Raw genomic sequence first — 24,454 nt, forward strand, 5'->3', positions numbered from 1 at the left:
ATGGGTAGATACCTGGACTCCGCCAAGGCATATGCCGGCCGCGACGTCGGCGGGCTCCTCGAAGGTGGCCGCTACGCCCTGGTGCACACCCGCAGCCTCGAATTCGACGAACTGCGCCCCTACGTCCCCGGTGACGACGTCCGCGACATCGACTGGAAGGCCACCGCGCGCTCCGGGCACACCCTGACCAAGCGGTTCGTCTCCGAAAAACACCACAAGGTCCTCGTGGTCGCCGACGCGGGACGAAACAGCTGCGCGCTCGCACCGTCGGGCGAGTTCAAAAGAACTGTGGCACTGCACATCATCGGCGCGATCGGCTTGATGACGCTGCCCCGGTCCGACGAGATCGCCATGGTGCTCGGCGATCACCGCGGCAATGTGGACATCCGGCTGCGCCGTGGCGAGACCCACATCGAAAGCATGCTGCACCGGTACGACCACCACACCACCGACCGACCCGGCCCGAGTGACATCCGGGTTCAGCTCGAGTGGGTCGCCCGGCACTACCGGCACCGGCTGTTGATCTTCGTGGTCTCCGACGAGCCCGAGGTCAGCGACGAGTTGGCCGAGGTGCTCGGGTCCCTGACCGCCCGTCACGACGTGTTGTGGGCCCTGCTCAGCGATATGCCCGCGGTGAGCGCGCACCGGGACAGCGGCCGTAGCTACGAGGTCGCCGACGGCCGGCCGATCCTGACCGGGCTGGACCCCGATGTCGTCGAGGCCTACCGGCACGCGGAAGCGCAACGGCGCGAACGACTTTCCGAATTCCTGACCCTGCAGCGGATACCGCACGCGCGGGTCACCGGGAGCGTTCGGATCAGGGCGGCATTGACCGCGATGACCGGGGTGTACGCCCGTGCCGGATGATCTGCTGCGCCACGTGATCGGCCCGACGCCCTACTCGCCGCTGTGGCTGTGGACCGCGATCGGCCTGATCGTGCTGCTGTGTGCCTGGTACACGGCCGTGTTCGTGCTGACCTCGCGGCGACGCCCGGTGCGGGAGCTGCCCCTCCTCGGCGCCGCACGGGCCGAACTGCTGCGGCGACGGTCTGCCCGCGCCGTCCGCGCCATCGGAAACCGTTATCGGGACGGCGATCTCACGGCAGCGGGGGCAGGTGCGGCACTGAGCGGCGAAGTTCGCAGCTTCCTGCACGCCGCGACCGGGGTGCAGGCCCAGTACATGCAGGTCGATGCCATCGCGGACAGTGCCGCCGCGCGAGCCGCACCGATTCTGGCCGAGCTCACCGATATTCAGTTCAATCACCGGTCGGCACTCGACGCCGCCACGGCCAGCGCCACCGCAGAGGAGTTGATCCGCGGATGGACCTGATCTGGTGGGCGGTGGCGATCGCCGGCTGCCTCGCACTCGCCGGGTGCGTGGCGTCGGCCCTACTGCTGAAGCAGTCGGCCGACCAGGACGAATTTACGCCGCTGGCCAATACCGGCAGGCTCACCCGGCTGCCCGAGTATGCACGGGCAGCGCGGCGACGGACCATGGCGGCCGTGGCCGCCATGGTCATGCTGACCGTCGCCTTCGCGGCGTCCGCTCTGGTCGCGGCACGCCCCACCGGCCTTCCGTCGTGGAATCGCGCCACCCACGTCGCGACCCCGGAGGACATCATGGTGTGCGTCGGCGGACCGCTGACCGATCCCGCGGTCAGCGCCACACTGCAGTACTTCGCCGATCGGGTCGGCTCCTTCGGCACCGAACGGGTCGGGCTGACCTCGGCCAACCGCCGGGTCATCCCGCTCACCCGTGACTACCAGTACGCCGCAGCGCAATTCGCCGCATTCGGCCGGCAGGAAGGTGCCCGGCCGTTCGTCGCACCGGTGTCCTACGTCGATTACGCAGCCAGCGTCGAGGACGTGCTGGCCATGTGTCTCACCGGATTCCCGTCGTTCTCGGAACGGTCCGCACAACGACGGTCGGTGATCTACGTCGGACCCGAATCCCTGCCCCGCCCCGGTGAAGTCGCACCGTTGTTCGGTCCGGACCGGCTGCGCGACCTGGCGGTGACGGCAGGTGTCCAGGTCAACGCCATCACGCCCGGCCCCGGTGACGGGATTGCGGCGGACCTGACCCGAAGCACCGGCGGGCGGTGGTTTCCTGATTCGGCCGACGTGGCCGCGCATCTGGCGGAGATCCGGGATCACCCACCGCCGGCGGGGCCGACCGGCGAGACCGCCGACGTCCGATCCGCCGAAGCTCCAGGGATTCCCGTGTTGCTGGCATTGCTGGCGGTGGCAGTGCTGTGGTGGTGGCCGGTGGTGATGCGGCGATGAGGCTCGAACCGGTCCTTCCGCCATTGCTCGTCGCGGCGTTCGCGGTGGCGCTCGGCGTCGCTCGTGCCATCACCTTCGGGCGGGTCCGGGCGCAAGGCGGCGGCTGGCCGGTGGTCTGGCGGTGGTCATCACTCACCACGGCGGGATTGCTGCTGCTCGTGGCCGCCCTCGGTCCCGTCGTCGGCAGGACCGATGACCTCGTGCCCCGGCCGGCGGGCGACCGCGACCCCAACATCTTTGTGATCCTTGACCGTTCGCCGGACATGTCGGGGCAGGATCGCGACGGCCGTTCCCGGATCTCGGTGGCACGGGACGACATCGCGGCCCTGATCGAACGCCACCCACAGGCCCGCTTCGCGGTGATCGGTTTCGCCGACCGGCCCGCTGTGGACTGGCCGCTGTCCGCCAATACCTGGAGCCTGCGCCCGGTGGTGGCGGCGACGAATGCGCACCCTACGACGGCGGATGCCCCTGATGCCAACGTCGGCGCGGCCGCCAGCGTTCTGCGCTACCAGCTGATCAGTGCCGTGCAGCAGTTTCCGAGGGCCCGAAACCTCGTGTTCTATCTCGGTGCGGGCGCCCCGGAATCGCAAGCACCGCAACGCGAGTTCCAGCTGCCCGAGAATGCCGTGGACGGTGGCGCGGTACTGGGGTACGACGACGCCGGGGCGCAGGCACTTCGCGGGGTCGCCGAACAGATCGGGGTGCCGTTCGTGCCGCGCACCGACGCGACACCGCTGGATGAGGACCTCCCCGGTGAAGACACGCGAAGCCAGGCACCCGCGGCCATACCGGTGGCGGCCGCTGTCGAGCTGTACTGGGTTTTCGCCGGGGTGGCGGCCCTGCTCATCCTGGTCGAGCTGTATCTGGTGCTGCGCGAGTTCCGTCGCACCCAACCGATCGACGTGGAGCCGCGGTCATGAGCACGGTCCGTCGTCGGCTTCTGGTGTACTCGGCCCCGGTGGCGCTGCTGCTGGTCATCGCCGTCGTCAAACTGCTGTCGGTCGTGGTGATCGGCAATTCGGCAGCCGCCAGTTTCACCGACCGTGACACCGAGGCACTGGCGGGTGAGGTCGCGCGGCTGCAGGTGCTGGACGTCGTCCAACCCGGCAAGGCGGAGTTCGCCGCGGGCACGCTGGCGGTTCTGGAGGACCGGCTGACCGACGCGGATCGGAACTTCACCGCGGCGGTGGAGCGGCTCGACACGGCTGAATCATGTTCGGCCAGGGTGAATCTGGAACTGGTCCGGGAGGCCCTCGGCGACCGTGCGAGCGCGGCGTCCGACAGCCGGATGGCACTGACCCATTACCTCGCCGCGCGGGATGTGGTGGACCGGGCGCCCGGCGGGTGCTTCGCCGGCAACGCCGACCCCGATCCGGATCGGCGCACTGTGCGCAACGATGCGCCGGCGCGGCTGAACAGCAAGATCGACGGGGCCGGCGCCGTCCCGCCGCCGAACGCTTCATCCCCGCCGCCGGCATCGCAGGCCCCGCCGCCGGGGCAGGCCGGGGCGACGACCACGCCGCCTCGGAATCGGCTCGACCCCCAGGCCGGCGATCCGCTGGACCGGCTGCAACAGATCCTGCGGGATGCGGCCAGGGGCTAGATTCGGGGAGTCGGATCCGAGCGAAAGAACGGAATAGCTGTGGCAGACGGGTTGTCTGCGCGTGAGGCGAAGCGCCTGCAGACGCGTGAGCGGTTGATGGGTGCGGCGATCGCGGAGTTCAAGCGCGCGGGGATGGCCGAAGCGGACGTGGGCGCGATCGTGACCGCCGCCGGCGTCGCACACGGCACGTTCTTCTTCCATTTCCCCACCAAGGAGCACGTGCTCCTGGAACTGGAGCAGCGCGAGGAGGAGCGGATCGCCAAGCAGTACACCCAGTTCCTCAAGAAGCCGCACAGCCTGGAGGAAGGGCTGCGCGAGGCCATGCGGCTGGTGGTCGGGCTGGAGCGCAGGCTGGGCGGGGTGTTGTTCAAAGACTTTCTGGCCCTGCATTTCTCACAGACCCGGCCGCCTGCCCCGGACAGCCAGGAGCACCCGGTGATCTCCGGGGTGGCCCGCGAGATCGAGCTGGCCCAGCAGCAGGGTGAGGTCGCCGCCGACGTCAACCCGTGGAACAGCGCGGTGTTCTTCCTGCTCGGTTTCTATGCGCTGCTGATCACCACCAACGATTGGCCGACCCGCGACGCCCTGCTGGACGACTACGTGGTCAGAACCATGCGGAGCCTGTCCCCCTAGGCCGCCGGGGTCCCTGTCCAGCCGGCGAATCGTTGACTATAGTCAGTCAACAGTTCGGGACCGGCTAACAGGAGGACCCTTGAATCTGCCGACCATCAGACCGCGCCGCACGGTCGCGGCAGGTGTGCGCGCGCAGTCGATCGACGACCACGACGAGCGGTCCCGGCTCGCTCAGCGCCGCGCGGACAAGTGGCTGATCGCCGGATCGCTACTGATCGGCAGCGCGGTCCTCGGCATCTTCGGGCTGCCGGTCTTCCTGCGCGGCGTGTGGTTGCTCCGGCAGGCCCAGCGGGACGGTTTGTCGGTGCGGCCGATGATGGTCACGCTGCTCGGCTACCTCGTCATCATCGATGCGGCGATCAACGCGATGGGTTGGTCGCTGGACCTGATCGGCAACCATTCCTTGCTGGCCAGGGTCCTTTTGACCGGCTGGGGCAACATGTTTGACGCCGGCTACTTCTGGCATTTCAACGAGCTCTGGGTGGGCGGTGCGGGTGGTCCGGGGGAGAAGGCCTGGGAGGTCGCCCTCATCCTCACGGTGTTCACCATGCGCATCGCCGCCGGCATCGGGTTCCTGCAGATGAAGCGCTGGGGACAGCAGTGGATGATCGTCACCTGCTGGATGGGCGTGGTGATCTGGTGCGGCTATGTCTTCAACATGACGATGTTCGCCGACGTCCGCTACGCCGGGGTGATCTTCCCGGTGATCGGCTGGTGGCTCTACGACATCTTCTACATCACCCCGTTCCTGGCGATCCCGTACCTACACACGGTCAACCGGGAGATCTTCACCGATTGAGGCCTTCCAATATTGACTCAAGTCAGAAATGTGACCGCGAAGGAGAGCGCATGTTCTGGGAAATCTGCCGCTACATCGGCGCGTGGGGCGGCACCGCCCTGATCATCTGGTTCTGGTACTGGATGTTCTCCAACATCGGAACCTTCTGACTTCGATGGCCGATCACGACGCGATCGCCGTCGAACGCAGCTGTGCACTGACCGCCGTCGCGCTGAGCGGCGGGCGGCGCGGCGGGGCGCGGCTGGTCACCGGCGAGCAGCGTGGTTTCGGGTTGACCGCGGTGCTCGACCTCGTGCTCGTGCCCTACCCGGCCGGGGTGCCCGGCTGGACCCGACGCTCGTTGACCTGCGGGGTGGCGCTGCAGTGCGCACCGTCGAAGGAGCGACTCCTGGAGTACCGGCTGGGTGAGCTGTCCGGCCGGGAGCTGCGTGCCCTCAGCGTGGTGGAGGCCGGGGTCGCGTTGGGTTGGGTCACCGCCCGGTGGCCCGGCCTGGTCGGCGAAATCCGAAGACTACTACCGGAACTGGCGCACACCGATGGCGATACACCGGCCACTGAGATGCTGCAGCAGGCGGTTGAACTCGCGCGCAGCAACAGGTCCCTCGACGTCGATCCGCTGCTGGGCCGGCTGCCCGTGGCCCACACCGCGCCAGCCGGCCTGGCCGACGGGCTGCGCCGCAGGTTCGGCCGGATGCCGTGGACCAGTACCCAAAAGCGCATGCCCAGGCCCTATTCCGTACCGGTCGGCGGAGACGGCGGGGTGCGCAACCCCAACCTTCCGCCGCCGAGCCGACCTCAGGACAACGACCTCGACGTCACCCCGCAGCACCGCCCCGGGATCCCCTACCCGGAATGGAACGCGTGGACCGACAGCTTCCTGCGTGATCACGTCGCCGTCGTCGAGCATCCGAAGCCGCCGTGCGGCGGCCAGCCGGCGCCGGCATCGGCCGATCTGCGGGCATGGTTCGCCGAACACACCCACCGCGCGATGACCGGCGGCCTGGAAGACGGATCCGATCTGGACGTGGATTCCTATGTGCGCCACCACATCGACCTGGCCACCGGTGAGGCGGGCGAACCCCGGGTGTTCAGGGAGCTCTTGCCCAGCAACCGGGACGTGTCCACGGCGTTGCTGTTGGACGGGAGCTCGTCGCTGGGGGTGCACGGCGGCCGGATCTTCCGGCTCGAGCTGGCCTGCGCCGATGCTCTGTCGCGGGCGATGACGCAGGCCCGCGAACGCCACGGCATCTTCGTGTTCACCGGGAACACCCGGCACCGGGTGGAAGTGCAGTGCCTCAAGGACTTCGAGGACCGGCGGTTCGTCCCGCCGAGTGCGGCCGGCCTGGTCACCGGGGGATACACCCGACTGGGCGCGCCCCTGCGACATCTGACAAGTCGCCTGTTGGCCCAACCCTCGGAGCGGCGGCTGCTCATCGTCATCGGCGACGGTCTGATCTCCGATGAGGGCTATGAGGGTCGCTACGCCTGGGCGGATACCGCGCATGCGGTCGAGGAGGCCAACGACGCCGGTGTCGCCGTGTACTACGTCGGCGTCGGGCCGACCCGCGTCGACCCGTTGCCCGAGGTGTTCGGGCCGCGGCGATCCCAGCGGATCCGCCGGGTGGAGGAGCTGCCGCGCGTCCTGGCACACGTGCACCGCGAGCTGGTTTCGGCCTGAGGACGGAAGGAACACCGTGAACACAGATGTCTATTACTCCAACGCCAACGAGATTCAGCTGTTCGAGCAGGCGTACGCCCGCCGGATCCCGGTGATGCTGACCGGGCCGACCGGCTGCGGCAAGACCCGGCTGGTCGAGCACATGGGCTCGTTGTTGCAGCGCCCGGTGGTGACGATCAGCTGCCACGACGACCTCACCAGCTCGGATCTGGTGGGCCGGTTCATGGTCACCGGAGGCGATGTGGTGTGGACCGACGGGCCGCTGACCCGGGCGGTCAAGTCCGGCGCCATCTGCTATCTCGACGAGGTGGTCGAGGCCCGCCACGATTCGCTGGCCATCCTGCATTCGCTCACCGACCACCGTCGTGCGCTCTACCTCGACCGGGCCGGGGAGGTGGTGCGGGCACCGGAGACCTTCATGCTGGTGTGCTCCTACAACCCGGCCTATCGCAGCTCGCTCAAGGAGCTGAAACCGTCCTTCCGGCAACGGTTTGCCACGCTGCCGATGACCTACCTGCCGCCCGATCGCGAGGCCGAGGTGATCGTGGCAGAGACCGGCGTGGGCCGCGACACCGCGCAGCGCCTGGTGGCCTGTGCGACGGCGATCCGCAGCGCGGACGCCGCCTTCCATTTCGAGCCGCCATCGACGCGGGTGCTGGTCACCGCGGCGCAGCTGGTTGCCGAAGGCGCCACCGAACTGGATGCCGCGCAGGCCTGCGTGCTTGCACCGCTGAGCACCGACGGCGCGATCAACGACGGGCTGCGCGAGGTCGCGGCGGCAGGGCTGCTCGACGGCACCACCCGGAACCGAGGAAAGGAAGTCTGATGAACGAACAGGAGCGAAAGCGGAAGCGGGCGTTGATCGTTCTGCAGGTGGTCATCTACGGCTACCTGTTCGCGATGTTCTGCATCCAGCTGTACATGTCGTTCGCCCGGGGCTGGTGGGACCTGTGAACCTGCCGTTGGCCCAATCGGATTCGGTGTCGCTCGAAGATCATCACGAGCAGTCCCGGCTGGCTCAGCGCCGGGCCGACAAGTGGATGATCGTCGGGGCGCTGCTGATGGGCATGTGGATTCCCGGGCTGATCGGCTTCCCGATCTTCATGCGCGGGGTTTGGCTGCAGCGCCAGGCCCAGCGCGACGGATTGTCGGTACGGCCGATGATCGTCACGCTGATCGGCTACCTGGTACTGATCGACGGCGCACTCAACAGCCTGGGCTGGGCCCTGGACCTGGTGGCCAACCACACCCTGATCAACCGCGTGCTGATGGTCGGCTGGGGCAACATGTTCGACGCCGGCTACTTCTGGCACTACAACGAACTGTGGGTCGGCGGTTCGGCCGGGCCGGGTGAGAAGTCGATGGTATTCGGCATGATCGTCACGGTCTTCGCGATGCGCTGCGCCGCCGCCATCGGATTCCTCCAGATGAAGCGCTGGGGCCACCAGTGGATGGTCGTCACCTGCTGGATGGGCGTGCTCATCTGGTGCGTCTACGTCTTCAACATGACGATGTTCGCCGATGTCCGCTACGCCGGGGTGATCTTCCCGGTGATCGGCTGGTGGCTCTACGACATCTTCTACATCACCCCGTTCCTGGCGATCCCGTACCTACACACGGTCAACCGCGAAATCTTTTCCGACTGAACAACTTCGAAAGGAGCGCATGGTGTCGAGCCCCGCAGAAAGCACAGAAACAGAACAGACCCCGGCCCAGGATCTACCGCCGGGCACCACCCCGTACTACGCGAACATGCACAAATGGATCAAGCGGGCCGTGCTGGTGTGCCTGGTCGCCCTGGTCGTCGAAGGCGCGTTCACGTTGCCGTTCATGGCCGTCTACTACGGCTACCCGACGCTGAGCATGACCGAGATCTGCAGCGAACTGCTCAAGGTGCGGTACTCCGACGACACGCTCGAGTGCAAGCACCCCTACCCGATGTTCGGTCCTCCGGAGGGGGCGGAGGGTAAGGACACCGCCCGCGACGAGTGGGGTATCCAGCCGACCCCGAAGTACGACCGGTTGGGCTTCCGGGAACTGGTGCGCCGTCACGAGGAACGCCTGGCCCGCCAGGCCCAAGAACAGCAGCCCAGGTAGGGACCGGCCGTGCCCAAATCGCCTGAAGAGCATGCCCGCAACTGGGATCTGCGCCACGAGGACTTCAACGACCACGACCTGCTCTACGAGGTGTATTCGGTGATGCGCCGGCAGGCGCCGATCGCACGCACCGAGTCACCGTTCTTCCCGACCGACGGCGCCTGGGTCGCGGTGGGTTATGACGAGTGCTATCAGATCGCGCAGGACTGGCAGCATTTCTCCAGCAACCCGACACCCGAGGGTGCCCTTCAGGCCGGCGGCGATCTGGTGATCACCCTCGACCCGCCACGACAGCAGAAGTTCCGGAAGGTGCTCAACCCGTACTTCTCTCCGGCCCGGATGAAGGCGCTGGCACCGCAGATCCGGGCCGAAACCGACCAGCTGATCGATGCTTTCATCGAGCACGGCGCGGGGGATCTGGCTCAGGTCGCCTGGCAGCAGCCCGGCATCGTGTTCTTCAAGTACCTGCTCGGCATGCCTGTCGGCGACGTCCCGTTGTGCATCGAGCTGGTCGACACCGCGCTCAACGGCGGCACCGAGCAGGCTCGCATGCTGGCCTGGGGCGGGTTGTATCAGCATCTGCACGACGCGGTGTCGGCCCGGACCACCGCACCTGCCCGCGACGACATGATCGACGTGCTACTGCATGCCGAGATCGACGGAGAACCGTTGCCGTTCAACGACATCGTCGCCAATGCGATTCTGCTGGTACAGGCCGGGCTGGAAACCACGGCCAGCGCAATGTCTTTCGCATTCCACTACCTGGCCACCCACCCCAGCGAGCGCGACCGGCTGATCGCCGAGCCCGAGATCCTGCCCAGGGCGGTCGAGGAGTTCATCCGCTTCGCCGGGTCGATCCACAGCCTGCCCCGCACGGTGGCCAAGGACGCCGAGTTGAGCGGGCAGCGGTTCTGCCCTGGCGACTCGGTTCTGATCAACTACGCGGCGGCCAACCGGGATGCCGCGCAGTTCCCCGATCCGGATCGCTGTGTGCTGGACCGCTCGGCGAACCGGCACCTCGGCTTCGGGGCAGGTGTGCACCGGTGCCTCGGCTCGAATCTGGCGCGCCTGGAGTTCGCCGTCGGACTCGAGCGGGTGCTCGCCCGGATGCCCGATCTCGCGTTGGATCCCGAGGACACCGCGGTGTTCCACGGCAACTCCGTGACGCGTGGCTACCGCCGGATCCCGATCGTGTTCACGGCGGGCGAGCGGTCGACTGTGTTGCGGGGACCTAACGATTCGGTGGTCTCTCGGGGTTGACGGTCGTGTAAGCAGCAAAGCCGTGGTTCAGTGGTAACCGATGTCTGGAACCTGGTCCCCGCGTCGCTGTATCACCGCTGCGGTGACGGCGGGTATTTCGTTGCTCGCGGTAGGGATTCCGTCGGCCTGGGCTGCCCCGGCCAGTGATGCCCGGGGATATGTCGATTCCACGGCGCGGTGCGCCAGTACGGACGCGACCGTGCTGTTCGGCAGCACCGACGCCTCACGGGTGGCGATCTGTTCGGTGCCGGGCGGCAAGTACGAGTACCGCGGTGTGCGGTTGCGCGACGGTGCCAAGTTGATCGTGCCCGCCACGCGCAACGACGACGGTGCCTTCCGCGTGGAGAACGCCGGGATCGAATACCTGGTGACCGCGAAATCGCTCGTGCTCAGCGTGGGGGAGAAGGTGATCCGCGAGGAGGCGATGATCGACTTCCACCGCCCGGGAGCGCCCGCTGCCGCGGACTCGCCGAAGTCTCCGGGCGCGGCCCCGGCTCCGGCGACGGCGGCGCCAACGCCGACGACCCCGCTACCGCCGCCGCTGGCGGCCGAAGTCGGTGGCGGCGGTGCTCGTCGCTGACCGCTTAGCTCGCTGACCTGCGCCATTGCTCGTGCCGTTGAATGCCGGCAATGAAAATGATAATCATTAACGGTATGCGTGAGTGCTCGTCGTCCCTGCAGGCACCGGATCTGGACCATCTCAGACCCGGAACGATCTGTCTGACGGTTCCGCTCGTCGACGACGTCATCCAGGTGGGTATCGGCGGCGACTTTCCGACCACCGTCGTCGCCGTCTCGGTGACGGCCTCATCGGTGCGGGTGCGCCGCCTCGACGGCCGGCGTCTGCAGGTGCACATCGTCGCGGACTGGCGGGGTGCGACCGACCCAGGGGTGGCGACCCCGGTATTCGGCGAGCCGGTCGAGGCTCTGGTGCTCGAACGCCGCGGCACGCGCTGGGTTCCGGGCCCGGGCCTGTGTCCCCGGGTCGTCGATCTCGATCGGTTCGTCGGGACGCTCGCGCGATTCGCCCTGGCCAAGCAGGATCGGACCGCCGATCAGGCGGTGGGCGCGGCGTAGGCCTGCAGATACTGGGTCAGTGCCCGTTCTCCCTCGGTGAGGATCGCGCGGTCCTGTCCCGGGCCGGCGTGGAAGGCCATCTCCAGCAGGCGATCACCCATCTCCACCGCAACCATCGTCACCAGGGGGTCGGTGCCCTCGCGCAGCAGACCCCAGTGCATCAGTCCGGCGTGCAGGGCGTTGGCGAACTCGGCCCGGCGCGCCCGCGGATCGGCCAGCAGCCCGCTGGCCAGGCTCGTGTAGTGCAGGGTGACGAGGTGCGGGTGGTTGCGCAGGTGCTCGTAGTGGAATTCGAAGATGCCGTGGGCGACTTCGGCCAGGCTGGTGGGGGCCAGTGCGGCCAGGATGGCCGCGCCCTCGGCGTCGCGCCGGTCGAGATGGTCGGCGACGATCTCCTGGAGGATCGCGTCGCGGTTGGGGAAGAACTGATAGACGGTCGCGACCGGGACTTCGGCCCGGTGGGCGATGGCGCGGGTGGTGACGGCGTCTACGCCCTGGGTTTCGAGGAGCTCGAGTGCTGCGGCCCGGATTCTTTCGACCCGTCGTCTGCTGCGCTCCTGCACCGGCTGGCGTCGCCGTAGTGGCTTGTGGGTGACCACCTACAAATCGTCGCACATCGTTAACATGAACCCGATTCATGTTAACGATTGTCCGAAAGCCCCAGGAGTGGCCCGATGACCGCACCGACCTGGTTCGCCGCGCCGCCCGAGGTGCACTCCGCGCTGCTGTCCAGCGGCCCAGGGCCTGGATCGCTGCTGGTCGCCGCGGGTGCCTGGCATGACCTGGCGACCGAGTACGCATCGGCGGCGTCGGAGCTGACCGCAGTGCTCGGCGTCGTGAAGGCGGGGGCATGGGAGGGACCCAGCGCCGAACGCTATGCCGCGGCACACGCTCCCTACCTCGCGTGGTTGAACTCACAGAGCGTGAGCAGCGGCGTGGCTGCCGCACAACACGAATCGGCGGCAGCGGCCTACTCCACCGCGTTGGCCGCGATGCCGACACTGGGGGAGTTGGCTGCCAATCATGTCGCCCACGGCGTGCTGTCGGCGACCAACTTCTTCGGCATCAACACCATCCCGATCGCCATCAACGAAGCGGACTACGTCCGGATGTGGCTCCAGGCCGCGACCACCATGTCGACCTACCAGGCAGTATCGGGGGCAGCCCTGGCGGCGGTGCCACAGGCTGTGCCGGCACCCATGGTGGTCGCCCCTGGAGCCGGCGAGACCGGTTCAGCGATGGCTTCGATGGCGCAGACCGATGCCCAGTCCCGAGCCGGCGAATCCGGGGCCTCGCTGAACATCGCCGACACCATCTGGCAGTTCCTGGAGGACTATCTGGCCACCGCCCCCGGCGGTCAGGAAACCATCGAGTTCCTCAAGAACCCGGAAGCGATGATCCGGGCATTTCTCACGGGCTTCGCGACGAATCCGGTGCAGGCGCTCATCACTTGGGGCCCGACCTTCTTTCTGGTCAGCTACAACCTGGTCTGGGGTTGGCCGCTGTGGTGGACGATCTACGGGCTGTTGCTCGCGTCGCCGCTTCTGATGGCCGCCTCGCTGGGCCTGATCGGTCTGGTCGGCCTGGTGCCGCCGGCCGGGGATGCCCCACCCGCCGGTGCCGACATGCCGGCACAGTCGCCGGTTCGCGCCGAACACAACAACATTCAGCCGCTGGCCGCGTTGCCGACCACAGCGACGGGTGCGGGTGGCGCATCGGGCGCGTCGGCCCCGGCAGCCGGTGGTGGGGCCACTGCGGCGCCGGCCGTCGGGCAGGCAGTCTTCGCGCCCTATGCGGTGTCCGGACTCGATCCGGACGAGGGGGTCGGCCCCACGCTGACCGAGGGCACCGGGGCCAAGGCTCCGGCGGGCGACATCGTCGCGTCGAGTTCGGCGGCGGCCCTGGCTGCCACCCGGGCCCGGCGCAAGGCGCGCCGCCGCCGCGGCGGCGATCTGAAGGAGCGGGGATACCGCGACGAGTTCATGACCCTGGATGACGACGCCGGGCCCGCCGCCGCTGCGCCTCCCCGCGCCGAGGCATCCGACCGCGGTGGTGGAAAGATCGGTGCGGCAGGGGGATTCGCCGGAACCGGGCACCAGGCCGGGGTTGCCGATGCCGAGGGGCTGGTCACGCTGGAGAGCGACCCGTTTCGCGGCGGTCCGTCCGACCCGCTGTTGCCCGGAAGCTGGCGCGCGGGCTGACTCCCCGTTGGTAGCGTGGAGGCGGTGTCGATACTGTCCACGCCGATCTTGGCCGATACCCTCGCCCGCTTGTTCTCGGTCGGGGTGAGACCGGGGCCCATGCGGGGCGTCCGGTTCCCTGAAATCCCAGGCCGCACAACGCTTGTGCAGATCCCAACCCGTCACGGTGAGGTTGCCGCCACCGTGTATCACCCGCCATCGGGGGAGGAAAGGCCCGCGGTCTATGTGAACGTGCACGGTGGGGGTTTCGTCGTCGGGCACCGCGAACAGGACGACCCGTGGTGCCGATTCCTGGCCGAACACGCGAATGTCGTTGTGGTCAACGTCGATTATCTGTTGGCCCCGGGGCACCGGTTCCCCACTCCGGTCGAGCAGATCTATGACGTGCTCAGCTGGGCCGCGGCGCCCGAGCGGGACTGGGACGGCACCCGGCTGTGCGTCGGAGGCCAGAGCGCGGGTGGCAGCCTGTCCGCCGGGGCCGCCCGGCTGGCTTTCGAGAACGGCACAGCGAACGGCGGGCCGAAGATCGCATTGCAGGTTCTGCACTACCCACCGCTGGACCTCGTCACCGCCACCAAGGACAAGCATTCCCCGGTCGGCGCCAAGGCGGTGTTGAAGCCGTGGATGGGCGAGGTCTTCGACACCGCGTACGTCCCTGATCGTGCGCAGCGCACCGACCGGCTGGTCTCCCCGGTCTGGGGGACCAACGCCGACGGGCTCGACGGGATCGCGCCGGCGCTGATCGTCACCGCCGAATACGACCGGCTGCGCGACGAGGCGTGGCAGTACGCGCAGAAGCTCGACGCGGTGGGCGCCCTGGCCGAGTATCACGAGGTGCCCGGTGTCGACCACGGCTACAACATCATGAGCAGTGCGGCCGAGGTCACCCGTCGCGTCTACGAGCGGATGGCCGGGCACGTCCGCCGCGCCACCGCACAGTGACGCGGATCTCGTTGGGGAGGTCTTGCGGGAAACTGCTCTGTATTTAGGCTTGCCTTACCTAAATGCGTAAGGGCGGTCATGAGGAAGATCCAGGTAGCAGTCATCGGCGCGGGCCCGGCAGGCATCTATGCCGCCGACATCCTGACCAAGGAGTACGAGCACGCGCGCGTCGACGTATTCGACCGGCTGCCTGCGCCTTACGGGCTCGTACGCTACGGCGTGGCCCCGGACCATCCGAGGATCAAGGAGATCATCAAGGCGTTGCGCCGGGTGCTCTCCCGTGACGAGAACGCCGTTCGATTCATCGGCAACGTCCATTACGGGACCGACCTGACCCTGGCCGATCTGCGCCGTCACTACGACGCGGTGATCTTCTCCACCGGGGCGCGGGCGGACCGGGCCCTCGACATCCCCGGTATCGAACTGCCGGGCAGCTACGGCGCGGCCGACTTCGTGTCCTGGTACGACGGACATCCCGACGTGCCGCGCACCTGGCCGCTCACCGCGAAGCACGTCGCGGTACTCGGTGCGGGCAACGTGGCGCTCGACGTCGCCCGGATGCTCGCCAAGCCGGCCGACGAGCAGCTCGGCACCGAGATCCCCGGCAACGTCTACCAGGGCCTTGCCGCCAATCAGGCCACCGACGTCCACGTGTTCGCCCGCCGCGGGCCGGCACAGATCAAGTTCAGCCCCATGGAGTTCCGTGAGCTGTCGCACTCGCCGAGCGTCGATGTCATCGTGCATCCCGAGGGTTTCGAGATCGACGAGGCCAGCCAGCAGGCCATCAACACGAGCAAGTCGACCCGACTCGTGGTGGACACGATGATGAAGTATCTGCAGCGTGAGCCGACCGGCGCGCCGCACCGGATTCATCTCCACCTGTGCCAGGCGCCGGTGGCGGTGCTGGGCACCGACCGGGTCGAGGGGCTTCGTACCGAACGAACCGAGCTCTGCGGGGACGGAAATGTCCGGGGGACCGGAGAATTCACCGATTGGCCGGTCGAAGCCGTCTACCGTGCCGTCGGCTACCTGTCCACCCATCTGGCGAACCTGCCGTTCGATCACCACGCCGGGGTGGTCCCGAACGACGCGGGCCGGGTGCTCGACATCGACGGCGGGCTGATCGATGCCGCCTACGTGACGGGATGGATCAAACGTGGACCGATCGGCTTGATCGGGCACACCAAGTCCGACGCGGCCGAAACTGTCACGAGTCTGCTCAATGACCTGCCGGGCCTGCGCGCCCCCGAAACCGCCGACCCCGACGCGATACTCGCGCATCTGGCGGCCGGCGGTGTCGACTACACCACCTGGGCCGAGTGGGAGCGCCTCGACGCCCACGAGGTGTCGCTGGGCGAGGTGCAGGGCCGGGAACGCGTGAAAGTGGTGCCGCGCGAGGACATGGTCCAGGCCGGTCGCGACGCACTCGTGCGTGACTAGCCCATTGAGCTGTGCAGGGCCAGGGTGGCCGCGACGGCGTTGGCCGCTTCGGCACCCTTCTTGACGAAATGCTTCGTGAAGTAGTCGATGTGCTCGTCGTGCTCGTGGAAATGGTGCGGGGTGAGCACGACCGAGAACACCGGCACGTCGGTGTCGAGTTGCACGCGCATCAGCCCGTCGATCACCGCGGTGGCGACGAAGTCGTGGCGGTAGATGCCGCCGTCGACCACGAGTCCGGCCGCGATCACCGCCCGGTAACGCCCGGTGAGTGCCAGACGCTTTGCGGTCAGCGGAATCTCGAAGGCCCCGGGAACCTCGAAGAACTCGAGGGCCGCGGCGTCGAAACCATGGGTGCGGATCTGCTCGGTGAATCCCTCGCGGGCCTTGTCGACGATGTTGCGATGCCAGGTGGCTTGCACGAACGCGATCTGAGTGGCTGCGTCAGACATGTAGCGACGCTATCGCACGCCGAGGTAGGCGTCCGCCCAGGCGCCGATGATCCGTCCGGCGCGTTTGGCCTGCCCGGGCCCGGTCAGCAGGTGCTCGGAACCTTCCAGGGAGACGAAGCTGCGCGGATGGCGGGCGGCCCAGAAGATGTCGCTGGCGTTCTGGATGCTGACGGTGTTGTCGGTCGGGGAGTGCAGGATGAGCAACGGCATCTTGAGGGCCTCGATCTTGTCGCGCAGTTCGGCGGCCCGGACATCTTCGACGAACGACCGCTTGAGGGTCAGCGTCTTGCCTCCGACCATCCACTGGCCGCTGCCCTCGGCGAACACCTGCTCCAGGCACGCGTCGTATTGGTGTTCGACGTGCCCGACGTCGAACGGGGCGCCCACCGTCACCACGGCGCGCACGCCGGGGGATTGCCGGGCCGCGGCGATCACCGCTGAACCGCCCCACGAATGCCCGATCAGGATCTCGGCGGGCGTACCGCGTTCGGCCATGAACGTGCAGGCCTTGATCACGTCATTGACTTTCACGGTGAACGAACCGTCGCCCCAGTCGCCCCCGGAGTCGCCCAGACCCAGTGCGTCGAAGCGCAACATCCCGATGCCGTCGGCGGCCAGCTGCTTGCAGATGCGCGAGGAGGCCGGAGAATCCTTGCCCAGCGTGAAACCGTGCGAGAACACCCCCCATCCGCGGACCGGCCCGTCGGGCCGATCGATGACACCGGCCAGCGTCGGGCCGGTCGAACCCGCGAACGTGACGCGCTCACCCATGACGGTGGTCTACCACGGGACGAGCAGCGCCGCGACGACGCCACGGAGCTCGTCGGCATCCAGTTGGGTGCCACCCAGCCCGTGCGGGATCAACCGTTCTCCCGGCCCGATGCGGCGACCACCCGGCCGGCCCTGTAGTTAGCCTGGCACCGTATGTAGCCCGAAATGCGGCGTTGAGCGGAGGTACCCGCGCGGTTGCCAGCCCGGCTCCGTAATGTGGAGTGTCCGGTGGCATGCGGACAGTGGTCCGTGACGGGCAGCGTGGCCCGCCTGCCGGGTAGGTATGTCGTCAGATGTGGAGCAATAGGTGCCCCTGAACACCATCGCGCTGGAACTCGTCCCGCCGAACCTGGAACGCGGCGTGCAGTACCCCGTCGACGAGGCGCGGAAAGTGCTCGCCCTGGCTGCCGAAACCGGCATCGAAGGCCGGATACAGCACGTCATGATCCCCGGGATGATCGACGAGGACGACGACCGCCCGGTCGAGATGAAGCCGCGGATGGATGTCCTGGACTACTGGAACATCCTGCGGCCCGAGCTGCCGGGCCTGCGCGGCTTGTGCACACAGGTCACCTCGTTCCTGGATCAGGAGTCGCTGGGCAAGCGCCTGACCGACCTCAGCGGGGCCGGTTTCGACGGCATCGCCTTCGTCGGCGTGCCCCGGACCATGAAGGACGGCGAAGGTGAGGGCGTCGCCCCTACCGATGCCCTGTCGATCTATGAGGAGCTGGTGCCCAACCGTGGCGCCATCCTGATCCCGACCCGTGACGGCGAGCAGGGCCGGTTCAACTTCAAGTGCGCGCAGGGCGCCACCTACGGCATGACCCAGCTGCTGTACTCCGACGCGATCGTCGAATACCTGACCGAGTTCGCCGAGACCACCGATCACCGGCCCGAGATCCTGCTGTCGTTCGGTTTCGTGCCGAAGATGGAGACCAAGGTCGGTCTGATCAACTGGCTCATCCAGGACCCGGGCAATCCGGCCGTTGCCGCCGAGCAGGAGTTCGTCAGCCGCTTGGCCGAACTCGACCCGGCCGACAAGCGCACGGCGATGGTCGACCTCTACAAGCGGGTGATCGACGGGGTGGCCGAACTCGGCTTCCCGCTGAGCATCCACTTCGAGGCGGCCTACGGGGTGTCGAAGCCGGCTTTCGAGACCTTCGCCGAGATGCTCGCCTACTGGGCGCCGGACCGGGTGTAATTCCCTCGTCAGTCACACGCGTCACCGCGAGGGGACCGACAGGTGAATTGGCAACCTGGTATCACCGGCAGTACCACGTTTCGAATCTGCTACTGCACGTTCGCGGCGATACTGGTGTGACAGTTGGGATCTGGCGCTCCCGCCGCGTTTTCTAACCCATCGCCGCGGTGACCGCCTGCGCGATGAACCGCACGGCGTCGTTGCGGCTGACCGAGGCCATCAGTTGTGCGGCGGCCTGGGTCTCGAGGCCCACCAGGCACGTCGGTCCCTCGGTCAGGTTGGCGAATGCCGTCGTCACCACATCGCCGACGGCGACCGCGCCCGGCGGCGTCTGTTCCGCGGACTCGATCTGGCCTCGTTCGTGCTCGAGCCTGCGCAGTGCGGGGGTGTCGGTCTTGCCCAGAATCAGCCCGAGCACATCGACGCCCTTGTCGTGCAGTTCGGTCCACAGCGCCTCGGCGAACACCATGTCGAAGGCCTTGCTCGCACCGTAGGCCACCATGTTCGGGCCGCCGGCGAATCCGGCGCCCGACCCGAAGATGATGATGCCGCCGCGGCCCCTGTCCACCATGGGCTGTGCGTAGTGGTGGCACAGCTGCATCGGCACCATGCAGTTGCGCTGCACCAGCGATTCGGCGTCCGAGAGCGGCCCGGACAAGAACGGTGCGAACTTGGGATCGGCGCCCGCGCAGTACACCAGGAAGCCGATGTCCAGATCCGCGGTCGCCGAGATCACCTCTCCGGAGGCGCCGGGTGCGGCCAGATCGATTGCCAGCGTGCGGGTTCGCACTCCGGTGCGGGCCGCGATACCTGCCGCGACATCATCGAGGACGGCTTGGCGCCGGGCCAGCAGTACCACGTTGAGGCCGCGCCGGGCCAGCTCTTCGGCCATCGCCGAGCCGACCCCGTCGGAGGCCCCGGCCACGAGTGCCCACGGGCCGTACTTGTCCGCGAAGTTCTCAGACATTGACGATCCGCACCGCAGTGAACACCCGTCGTGCGATCCGCCAACCGTCGGCGGTGCGCACCAGTTCGTCGTCGTAGAAACCGACTGCGTTGACGCCGGAGTTGTTGTCCTGCGCCATGATCAGGCCGTCGATATAGGTCCGCGCCGTTGCCGCATCGCCGTCGACGGCGATGGCATGGTTGCTCAGCCGGTGCATGGTGTGCCCGGCCATCGCGTGGGATTGATCCATGAACTCGGTGACCGCGTCGACTCCGTTCCAGGCGCCGATCTGGCCGTAGTCCAGCACGCAGTCATCGGTGAACACGGTCCGGAACAACGGCCAGTCCCGCCGGTCGATACCGGTCGCGTAGCGGACCAGCACGTCGACGATGTCCAGGCGGTCTTCGTGGTAGGTCATGCGTGATCTCCGTTCGGGTGCACAATGATTCGGGCCGGCCCCGCTGACCGGCGGGCCAGGTCGAGGGCGTCGGGAACCTCGTCGAGGGGCACCACCATGCCGATGCTGGGTGTCGGGTCCAGGTCGCCGGCGACGATGGCGTCCAGCGTCCCGTACCAGTCCTGCGGCCACGGCCCGCCGCCGAACTGCAGGGTCACCCCCTGGCGGGTGGCGGTGGTGATGTCGAGGGTGTCCCCGGTGTACCAGCCGCCGGCGCAGTAGATGCGGGTGCCCATGTCGGATTCTCCGACGATCTTCTGGATCAGTCCTGACGCGCCGACGCATTCGAACACCACCGCCGCTCCCCATAGGTTGCGCTCGGCGCGCACCTCGCGCCAGACCTCCATCGGGGAGCGTTCGGCCGGGTCGACGGCGATGTGGGCGCCGAACTCCTTGCAGGCCAGTGCACGTCGGTCGGCCTGGTAGTCCGAGACGATGATCGGTTCGACGCCGCGGCGGGCCAGCGCCGCCACTGCGGACAGCCCGATCGCACCGGCACCGATCACGATGGGGATCTCGCCGGGTTCGAGTCGAGCGCTGCGCACATAGAACTCGCCGACCGCGAAGGCGTCGGTGAGCGCTACGGCATCGTCGGAGGCGTCTCCTGTGACCGCACGGGCGATCGCCTCGGTGACCACCACCAACTCGGCAAAACTTCCCGGTGAATCGGGGTGCTGGCCGATGATGTGTGCGCCGTCGGCGCCGCCGTTGATCAGTTTGATGGGGATCGAGGTGACGCGGGTGCCGACGGGAAACTGATCGGTGCAGCCGGGCCCGTGGCCGATGACCTCGCCGACGAACTCGTGCCCGAGCACCACGTCCTGCGCGGTGTCATACAGCGATCGGCCGGTCGGATCATTGAGCCCGAGTTCCGGGTGGTCCATGAAGTGCACATCGGACGCACAGATCGCGGTACTGCGCACCCGCAGCAGGAGCTCCCCCGGACCTGGTGCGGGATCGGCGATCTCACGTACCTGGAGTTGACCGGCCCGGAGGACGACTGCGCGCATCTGACCTACCATTTCTCGAATAATCGAGATAGTCTCTCGAATTAACAAAACCGACTGTAGGAACCGCCCAGAATGGAGTCAAGGGTGCGTGGTGCGGGCTCGGCGCCGACCGGTCGGGTGCTCGACGTGATCGAGTTGCTGGCGAGCGCAAGCGATGCGCGGTTGCGGTTCTCCGACGTGGTCAGCGCACTGGACCTGACGCAGGCCACCGCGCATGCGATCCTCAAGACCCTGTGCGACCGGGGCTGGCTGATCCGGGACCCCATGGACAAGACGTTCGCCCTCGGACCGGGCCTGGCTGTGGTGGCCGCCCGAACCGAGGCGGTGCGTCCGCTGGCACATGCGGCCCGCATTGCCGCGCAGGAACTCTCACAGCAGCTCGGCTACGCCGCCTCGGTGGTCGAGCGGGCTGCGGACGAGCTCGTGATCACCGCCTTCGAAGGCGCCGGGCCACGGCCCGCGGGCACACCGGGCGATCGCATCCGGTACGCACCACCGTTCGGCGTCGCCTTCGCAGCCTGGGACTCGCCTTCGCAGCAACGGGCCTGGATCGACCGGGCGCCCACGACGGGCGATGCACTCACCGAACGGCTCAACGAGGTTCTGGCCCAGACCCGGGAGCGCGGTTTCGACGTCGACTGGACGACACCGGAGCTGACCCGGGCGGCGCAGATGGTCGGCTCGCTACCGAGTGACGGGCTGCCCGACCATGTCCGCGGCATCACCGATCAACTGCTCGCCGAGTTCACCACCATCTGCCTGGCCCCGGCCGGTGCCACGGCGGGCAAGTCGCAGCCGGTGGCCACGATCGCCGCACCGGTGTTCGACGCTCACGGCCGGGTCGCGCTGATCCTGTCGGTACACCCGCTGCGATCCATGACCGCCCGCCAGGTGGACGCCGCGGGGCAGCGGGTCAGGCGGGCCGCCGATCGGCTGAGCCGACCGTGAAGCTGAACTCCGCAACCCCGTCGACACCACCGGACACCACATCGCCGGGTTGCATTGGACCGACCCCGGCCGGGGTTCCGCTGTAGATCAGGTCGCCGGGCGCGAGGTCGACGGCTGCCGAGATCGCGCTGATGACCTCCGGCACCGACCAGATCAGGTCCTTGAGGTCACCGTGCTGCTTGAGCTCGCCGTTGACCCGCAGCCAGATCTCGCCGCTGTCGGGGTGACCGACTTCGTCGACCGGATGGATCGAGGTGCACGGGGCGGATGCGTCGAACCCCTTGGCCCAATCCCAGGGCCGGCTGAGTTTCTTGGCCTCGTCCTGCAGATCGCGCCGGGTCAGGTCGACGCCGACACCGTAGCCCCAGACCAGGCCCAGGGCGTCGTCCGGTGCCACGTCGCGGCCACCGGCACCCAGCGCCACCACGAGTTCGATCTCATGGTGAAACGACGAGGTCAGCGACGGGTAGGGGACAGTGCCCGCCGCATCGATCACGGCGTCGGCCGGCTTCATGAAGAAGAACGGCGGCTCCCGGTCGGGGTCCTTGCCCATCTCCCGCGCGTGGGCCGCGTAGTTGCGTCCGACGCAGAACACCCGCCGCACCGGGAAGCGTTCAGGCCCGGTGCTCACCGGAAGCGACGCCTGCGGTGGGAGTGGGATCACGAAGTCGGCCATGGGAACCATCTTCCCCGGCCTGTCTCAGAACGCGTCGTTGCCCAGTCGCATGACCTCGCCGTCGACCGACTCCACGACTTCACGGACCGCCGTCAGCAGCGGCAACATGTTGTGCGCGAAGAACTTCGCCACCGCGATCTTGCCTTCGTAGAACGGCCGGTCGCGGTCGGTCGCCGTGACCAGCGCGGCCTGAGCGACCTGCGCGCCGACCAGCAGGCGCCAGCCGATCAGTAGGTCGCCCACCGCCAGCAGGAACCGCACCGAACCGAGGCCGACCTTGTACAGCTGCTCGGGCTGCTCCTGCGCGGCCATCAGGTAGCCGGTGAGAGTGGCCGCCATCGACTGCACATCGGCCAGCGCAGTGGCCAGCCGGGCGGTCTCGGATTCCAGCCCATCGGTCTTGGCCTCGATCGCCGCCGAGATCTGCGCCGCGACGTGGGCCAGCGCCGCGCCCTGATCGCGGACGATCTTGCGGAAGAAGAAGTCCAGCGCCTGGATGGCGGTGGTGCCCTCGTAGAGCGAGTCGATCTTGGCGTCGCGGATGTACTGCTCGATCGGGTAGTCCTGCAGGTATCCGGATCCACCGAGGGTCTGCAGCGATTCAGTGAGCAGCTCATAGGCCCGTTCGGAGCCGACGCCCTTCACGATCGGCAGCAGCAGATCGTTGACGCGGTGCGCCAGGCCGGCATCGGCGCCCGAGACATGTTGCGCCACCACGGAATCCTGGTGCGCGGCGGTGTACAGGTACACCGACCGCAGGCCCTCGGCGTAGGCCTTCTGGGTGAGCAGGCTGCGCCGCACGTCGGGATGCTCGATGATCGCGACCCGCGGTGCGGTCTTGTCGGTCATCTTGAGCATGTCCGAGCCCTGGATGCGGTCCTTGGCGTAGGCGAGTGCGTTGAGGTAGCCCGTCGACAGGGTGCCCGCCGATTTCACGCCCACGGTCATGCGGGCGTTCTCGATCACGCGGAACATCTGCGCGATGCCGTTGTGCACGTCGCCGACGAGGTAGCCGACGGCCGGGGTGCCGTGCGCGCCGAAGGTGACCTCGCACGTCGGCGACGACTTGATGCCCATCTTGTGCTCGAGTCCGGTGACGAACACGCCGTTGCGCTCCCCGAGTTCGAGGGTCTCCGGGTCGAAGTGGAACTTTGGGACGTAGAACAGGCTCAGCCCCTTGGTACCGGGCCCGGCACCCTCGGGGCGGGCCAGGACGAGATGGAAGACGTTCTCGGCGGTGTCGCCGACCTCGCCGCCGGAGATGAAGCGTTTCACCCCGTCGATGTGCCAGGTGCCGTCGGGCTGCGCGATGGCTTTCGTGCGCCCGGCTCCCACATCGGATCCGGCATCGGGCTCGGTCAGCACCATGGTGCCGGCCCAGCCCTTGTCCATGCTCATGCGCGCCCAGTGCTGCTGCTGTTCGGTGCCGACCTCGGCCAGGGTGTGCGCCATCGCCGGGCCGAGACCGTAGAAGAACATCGCCGACGGGTTGGCGCACATGATCATTTCCTGGATGGCCCACACCAACGACGCGGGCGCCGGTGTCCCACCGGCATTCTCGGCGAGACCGATGCGCCACCACTCGGCGTCCTTGACGGCCTGCACTGTTTTTGCGAGCGGCCCGGGCACCGTGATCTCGTGGGTGGCCGGGTCGAACTCGGGCGGGTTGCGGTCGCCGTCGGCGAACGATTCTGCGACGACGCCTTCGGCAAAGCGGGCGACCTCGTCGAGCATGGTCCGTGCGGTCTCGGTGTCGAGGTCGCCGAAGGCGCCCGAGTCGAGGACCGGACCCAGGCCGAGAACCTGGAAGAGATTGAATTCGATATCGCGGACATTGGCGATGTAGTGAGCCACGATGGGCAAGCGTCGACGAGGCCCGATGGGGTACGCAAGCGTAGGTTGCAGCAACCTACGGCTACGGAACCGGAGGTTGCCAGCTCCGCGCCGGATGTGAGCTACATCACATTTGATCGTGCACCT

At 67.8% G+C, this 24,454-nt stretch carries 28 protein-coding genes; 20 read left to right on the forward strand and 8 right to left on the reverse strand.

Going from position 1 to position 24,454, the window contains the following annotated elements:
* The 15 genes from ACNQVK_RS05215 to ACNQVK_RS05285 all read left to right on the forward strand — a co-directional run bounded on the left by ACNQVK_RS05215 (position 1) and on the right by ACNQVK_RS05285 (position 11,433).
* Entirely contained in the window at positions 1-867 is an 867-nt protein-coding gene (locus tag ACNQVK_RS05215; RefSeq protein WP_418028672.1) for a DUF58 domain-containing protein, read from the forward strand.
* Positions 857-1,330 (forward strand): hypothetical protein, encoded by a 474-nt coding sequence (locus tag ACNQVK_RS05220; RefSeq protein WP_418028673.1) that lies wholly within the window; start codon positions 857-859, stop codon positions 1,328-1,330. Before ACNQVK_RS05215 ends, ACNQVK_RS05220 begins: the two co-directional genes overlap by 11 nt.
* Entirely contained in the window at positions 1,321-2,283 is a 963-nt protein-coding gene (locus ACNQVK_RS05225) for a hypothetical protein (RefSeq protein WP_418028674.1), read from the forward strand. The genes ACNQVK_RS05220 and ACNQVK_RS05225 overlap by 10 nt, the downstream gene beginning before the upstream one ends.
* A complete protein-coding gene (locus ACNQVK_RS05230; protein WP_418028675.1) occupies positions 2,280-3,206 on the forward strand; it encodes a hypothetical protein in 927 nt (308 codons plus the stop codon). Before ACNQVK_RS05225 ends, ACNQVK_RS05230 begins: the two co-directional genes overlap by 4 nt.
* On the forward strand, positions 3,203-3,889 hold the full coding sequence (locus ACNQVK_RS05235; protein ID WP_418028676.1) for a hypothetical protein: 687 nt from the start codon (positions 3,203-3,205) through the stop codon (positions 3,887-3,889). The genes ACNQVK_RS05230 and ACNQVK_RS05235 overlap by 4 nt, the downstream gene beginning before the upstream one ends.
* A 33-nt stretch (positions 3,890-3,922) precedes the next feature.
* Complete coding sequence (locus ACNQVK_RS05240; protein ID WP_044514148.1) at positions 3,923-4,522, forward strand: TetR/AcrR family transcriptional regulator; 600 nt, start codon at positions 3,923-3,925, stop codon at positions 4,520-4,522.
* A 79-nt stretch (positions 4,523-4,601) separates the two neighbouring features.
* Complete coding sequence (locus tag ACNQVK_RS05245) at positions 4,602-5,321, forward strand: hypothetical protein (protein ID WP_418028677.1); 720 nt, start codon at positions 4,602-4,604, stop codon at positions 5,319-5,321.
* Between the two features lie 154 nt (positions 5,322-5,475).
* Positions 5,476-6,999 carry a nitric oxide reductase activation protein NorD gene (locus ACNQVK_RS05250; RefSeq protein ID WP_418028678.1) on the forward strand — a complete coding sequence of 508 codons (1,524 nt, stop codon included), beginning with the start codon at positions 5,476-5,478 and terminating at the stop codon, positions 6,997-6,999.
* A 16-nt stretch (positions 7,000-7,015) separates the two neighbouring features.
* Complete coding sequence (locus tag ACNQVK_RS05255; RefSeq protein ID WP_418028679.1) at positions 7,016-7,825, forward strand: CbbQ/NirQ/NorQ/GpvN family protein; 810 nt, start codon at positions 7,016-7,018, stop codon at positions 7,823-7,825.
* Positions 7,825-7,953 carry a hypothetical protein gene (locus ACNQVK_RS05260; RefSeq protein ID WP_036430807.1) on the forward strand — a complete coding sequence of 43 codons (129 nt, stop codon included), beginning with the start codon at positions 7,825-7,827 and terminating at the stop codon, positions 7,951-7,953. The genes ACNQVK_RS05255 and ACNQVK_RS05260 overlap by 1 nt, the downstream gene beginning before the upstream one ends.
* Positions 7,950-8,645, forward strand: a complete 696-nt coding sequence (locus tag ACNQVK_RS05265; protein ID WP_418028680.1) for a hypothetical protein — start codon at positions 7,950-7,952, stop codon at positions 8,643-8,645. Before ACNQVK_RS05260 ends, ACNQVK_RS05265 begins: the two co-directional genes overlap by 4 nt.
* Positions 8,646-8,664: 19 nt before the next feature.
* Positions 8,665-9,096 (forward strand): hypothetical protein, encoded by a 432-nt coding sequence (locus ACNQVK_RS05270; RefSeq protein ID WP_418028681.1) that lies wholly within the window; start codon positions 8,665-8,667, stop codon positions 9,094-9,096.
* 9 nt (positions 9,097-9,105) lie between these two features.
* Entirely contained in the window at positions 9,106-10,356 is a 1,251-nt protein-coding gene (locus ACNQVK_RS05275; protein ID WP_418028682.1) for a cytochrome P450, read from the forward strand.
* Positions 10,357-10,396: 40 nt separating this feature from the next.
* Complete coding sequence (locus ACNQVK_RS05280; protein WP_418028683.1) at positions 10,397-10,936, forward strand: hypothetical protein; 540 nt, start codon at positions 10,397-10,399, stop codon at positions 10,934-10,936.
* 74 nt (positions 10,937-11,010) lie between these two features.
* A complete protein-coding gene (locus tag ACNQVK_RS05285; RefSeq protein WP_418028684.1) occupies positions 11,011-11,433 on the forward strand; it encodes a hypothetical protein in 423 nt (140 codons plus the stop codon).
* Here the strand turns inward: ACNQVK_RS05285 and ACNQVK_RS05290 are convergent.
* Complete coding sequence (locus tag ACNQVK_RS05290) at positions 11,412-12,032, reverse strand: TetR/AcrR family transcriptional regulator (protein WP_418028685.1); 621 nt, start codon at positions 12,030-12,032, stop codon at positions 11,412-11,414. The genes ACNQVK_RS05285 and ACNQVK_RS05290 overlap by 22 nt on opposite strands.
* Positions 12,033-12,107: 75 nt before the next feature.
* Between ACNQVK_RS05290 and ACNQVK_RS05295 the strand changes: the two genes are divergently transcribed.
* The 3 genes from ACNQVK_RS05295 to ACNQVK_RS05305 all read left to right on the forward strand — a co-directional run bounded on the left by ACNQVK_RS05295 (position 12,108) and on the right by ACNQVK_RS05305 (position 16,016).
* Complete coding sequence (locus tag ACNQVK_RS05295) at positions 12,108-13,634, forward strand: PPE domain-containing protein (protein ID WP_418028686.1); 1,527 nt, start codon at positions 12,108-12,110, stop codon at positions 13,632-13,634.
* Positions 13,635-13,658: 24 nt separating this feature from the next.
* Positions 13,659-14,576 carry an alpha/beta hydrolase gene (locus ACNQVK_RS05300; RefSeq protein ID WP_418028687.1) on the forward strand — a complete coding sequence of 306 codons (918 nt, stop codon included), beginning with the start codon at positions 13,659-13,661 and terminating at the stop codon, positions 14,574-14,576.
* A gap of 78 nt (positions 14,577-14,654) precedes the next feature.
* Positions 14,655-16,016, forward strand: coding sequence for an FAD-dependent oxidoreductase (locus ACNQVK_RS05305; RefSeq protein ID WP_418028688.1), 1,362 nt, complete (start codon positions 14,655-14,657; stop codon positions 16,014-16,016).
* Here the strand turns inward: ACNQVK_RS05305 and ACNQVK_RS05310 are convergent.
* Positions 16,013-16,465, reverse strand: coding sequence for a 6,7-dimethyl-8-ribityllumazine synthase (locus tag ACNQVK_RS05310; RefSeq protein WP_418028689.1), 453 nt, complete (start codon positions 16,463-16,465; stop codon positions 16,013-16,015). The genes ACNQVK_RS05305 and ACNQVK_RS05310 overlap by 4 nt on opposite strands.
* 9 nt (positions 16,466-16,474) lie before the next feature.
* Entirely contained in the window at positions 16,475-17,236 is a 762-nt protein-coding gene (locus ACNQVK_RS05315; protein ID WP_090429616.1) for an alpha/beta hydrolase family protein, read from the reverse strand.
* 307 nt (positions 17,237-17,543) lie between these two features.
* Between ACNQVK_RS05315 and ACNQVK_RS05320 the strand changes: the two genes are divergently transcribed.
* Entirely contained in the window at positions 17,544-18,437 is an 894-nt protein-coding gene (locus ACNQVK_RS05320; RefSeq protein ID WP_418028690.1) for a mycobacterial-type methylenetetrahydrofolate reductase, read from the forward strand.
* A 151-nt stretch (positions 18,438-18,588) separates the two neighbouring features.
* Here ACNQVK_RS05320 and ACNQVK_RS05325 read toward each other — a convergent pair whose 3' ends face one another.
* The 3 genes from ACNQVK_RS05325 to ACNQVK_RS05335 are packed head-to-tail and all read right to left on the reverse strand — an operon-like array spanning position 18,589 to position 20,850.
* The gene (locus ACNQVK_RS05325; protein WP_418028691.1) at positions 18,589-19,404 is read right to left on the reverse strand and encodes an SDR family NAD(P)-dependent oxidoreductase; all 816 of its coding nucleotides are present in this window, start codon (positions 19,402-19,404) and stop codon (positions 18,589-18,591) included.
* Positions 19,397-19,801: a nuclear transport factor 2 family protein gene (locus ACNQVK_RS05330; protein ID WP_418028692.1), complete on the reverse strand. Its 405-nt coding sequence runs from the start codon at positions 19,799-19,801 to the stop codon at positions 19,397-19,399. Before ACNQVK_RS05330 ends, ACNQVK_RS05325 begins: the two co-directional genes overlap by 8 nt.
* On the reverse strand, positions 19,798-20,850 hold the full coding sequence (locus tag ACNQVK_RS05335; RefSeq protein ID WP_418028693.1) for an alcohol dehydrogenase catalytic domain-containing protein: 1,053 nt from the start codon (positions 20,848-20,850) through the stop codon (positions 19,798-19,800). The genes ACNQVK_RS05330 and ACNQVK_RS05335 overlap by 4 nt, the downstream gene beginning before the upstream one ends.
* A gap of 117 nt (positions 20,851-20,967) precedes the next feature.
* Between ACNQVK_RS05335 and ACNQVK_RS05340 the strand changes: the two genes are divergently transcribed.
* Positions 20,968-21,798 carry an IclR family transcriptional regulator gene (locus tag ACNQVK_RS05340; RefSeq protein ID WP_418033970.1) on the forward strand — a complete coding sequence of 277 codons (831 nt, stop codon included), beginning with the start codon at positions 20,968-20,970 and terminating at the stop codon, positions 21,796-21,798.
* On the opposite strand, the gene ACNQVK_RS05345 is transcribed toward ACNQVK_RS05340, so the two are convergent.
* A complete protein-coding gene (locus ACNQVK_RS05345) occupies positions 21,764-22,474 on the reverse strand; it encodes a fumarylacetoacetate hydrolase family protein (protein WP_418028694.1) in 711 nt (236 codons plus the stop codon). The two genes, ACNQVK_RS05340 and ACNQVK_RS05345, sit on opposite strands and share 35 nt — an antisense overlap.
* A 24-nt stretch (positions 22,475-22,498) precedes the next feature.
* Positions 22,499-24,328: an acyl-CoA dehydrogenase gene (locus ACNQVK_RS05350; protein ID WP_418028695.1), complete on the reverse strand. Its 1,830-nt coding sequence runs from the start codon at positions 24,326-24,328 to the stop codon at positions 22,499-22,501.
* Between the last annotated feature and the right edge of the window lie 126 nt (positions 24,329-24,454).

The organism is Mycobacterium sp. 134 (assembly GCF_048282715.1).
GTDB classification, from domain to species: Bacteria; Actinomycetota; Actinomycetes; order Mycobacteriales; family Mycobacteriaceae; genus Mycobacterium; species Mycobacterium septicum.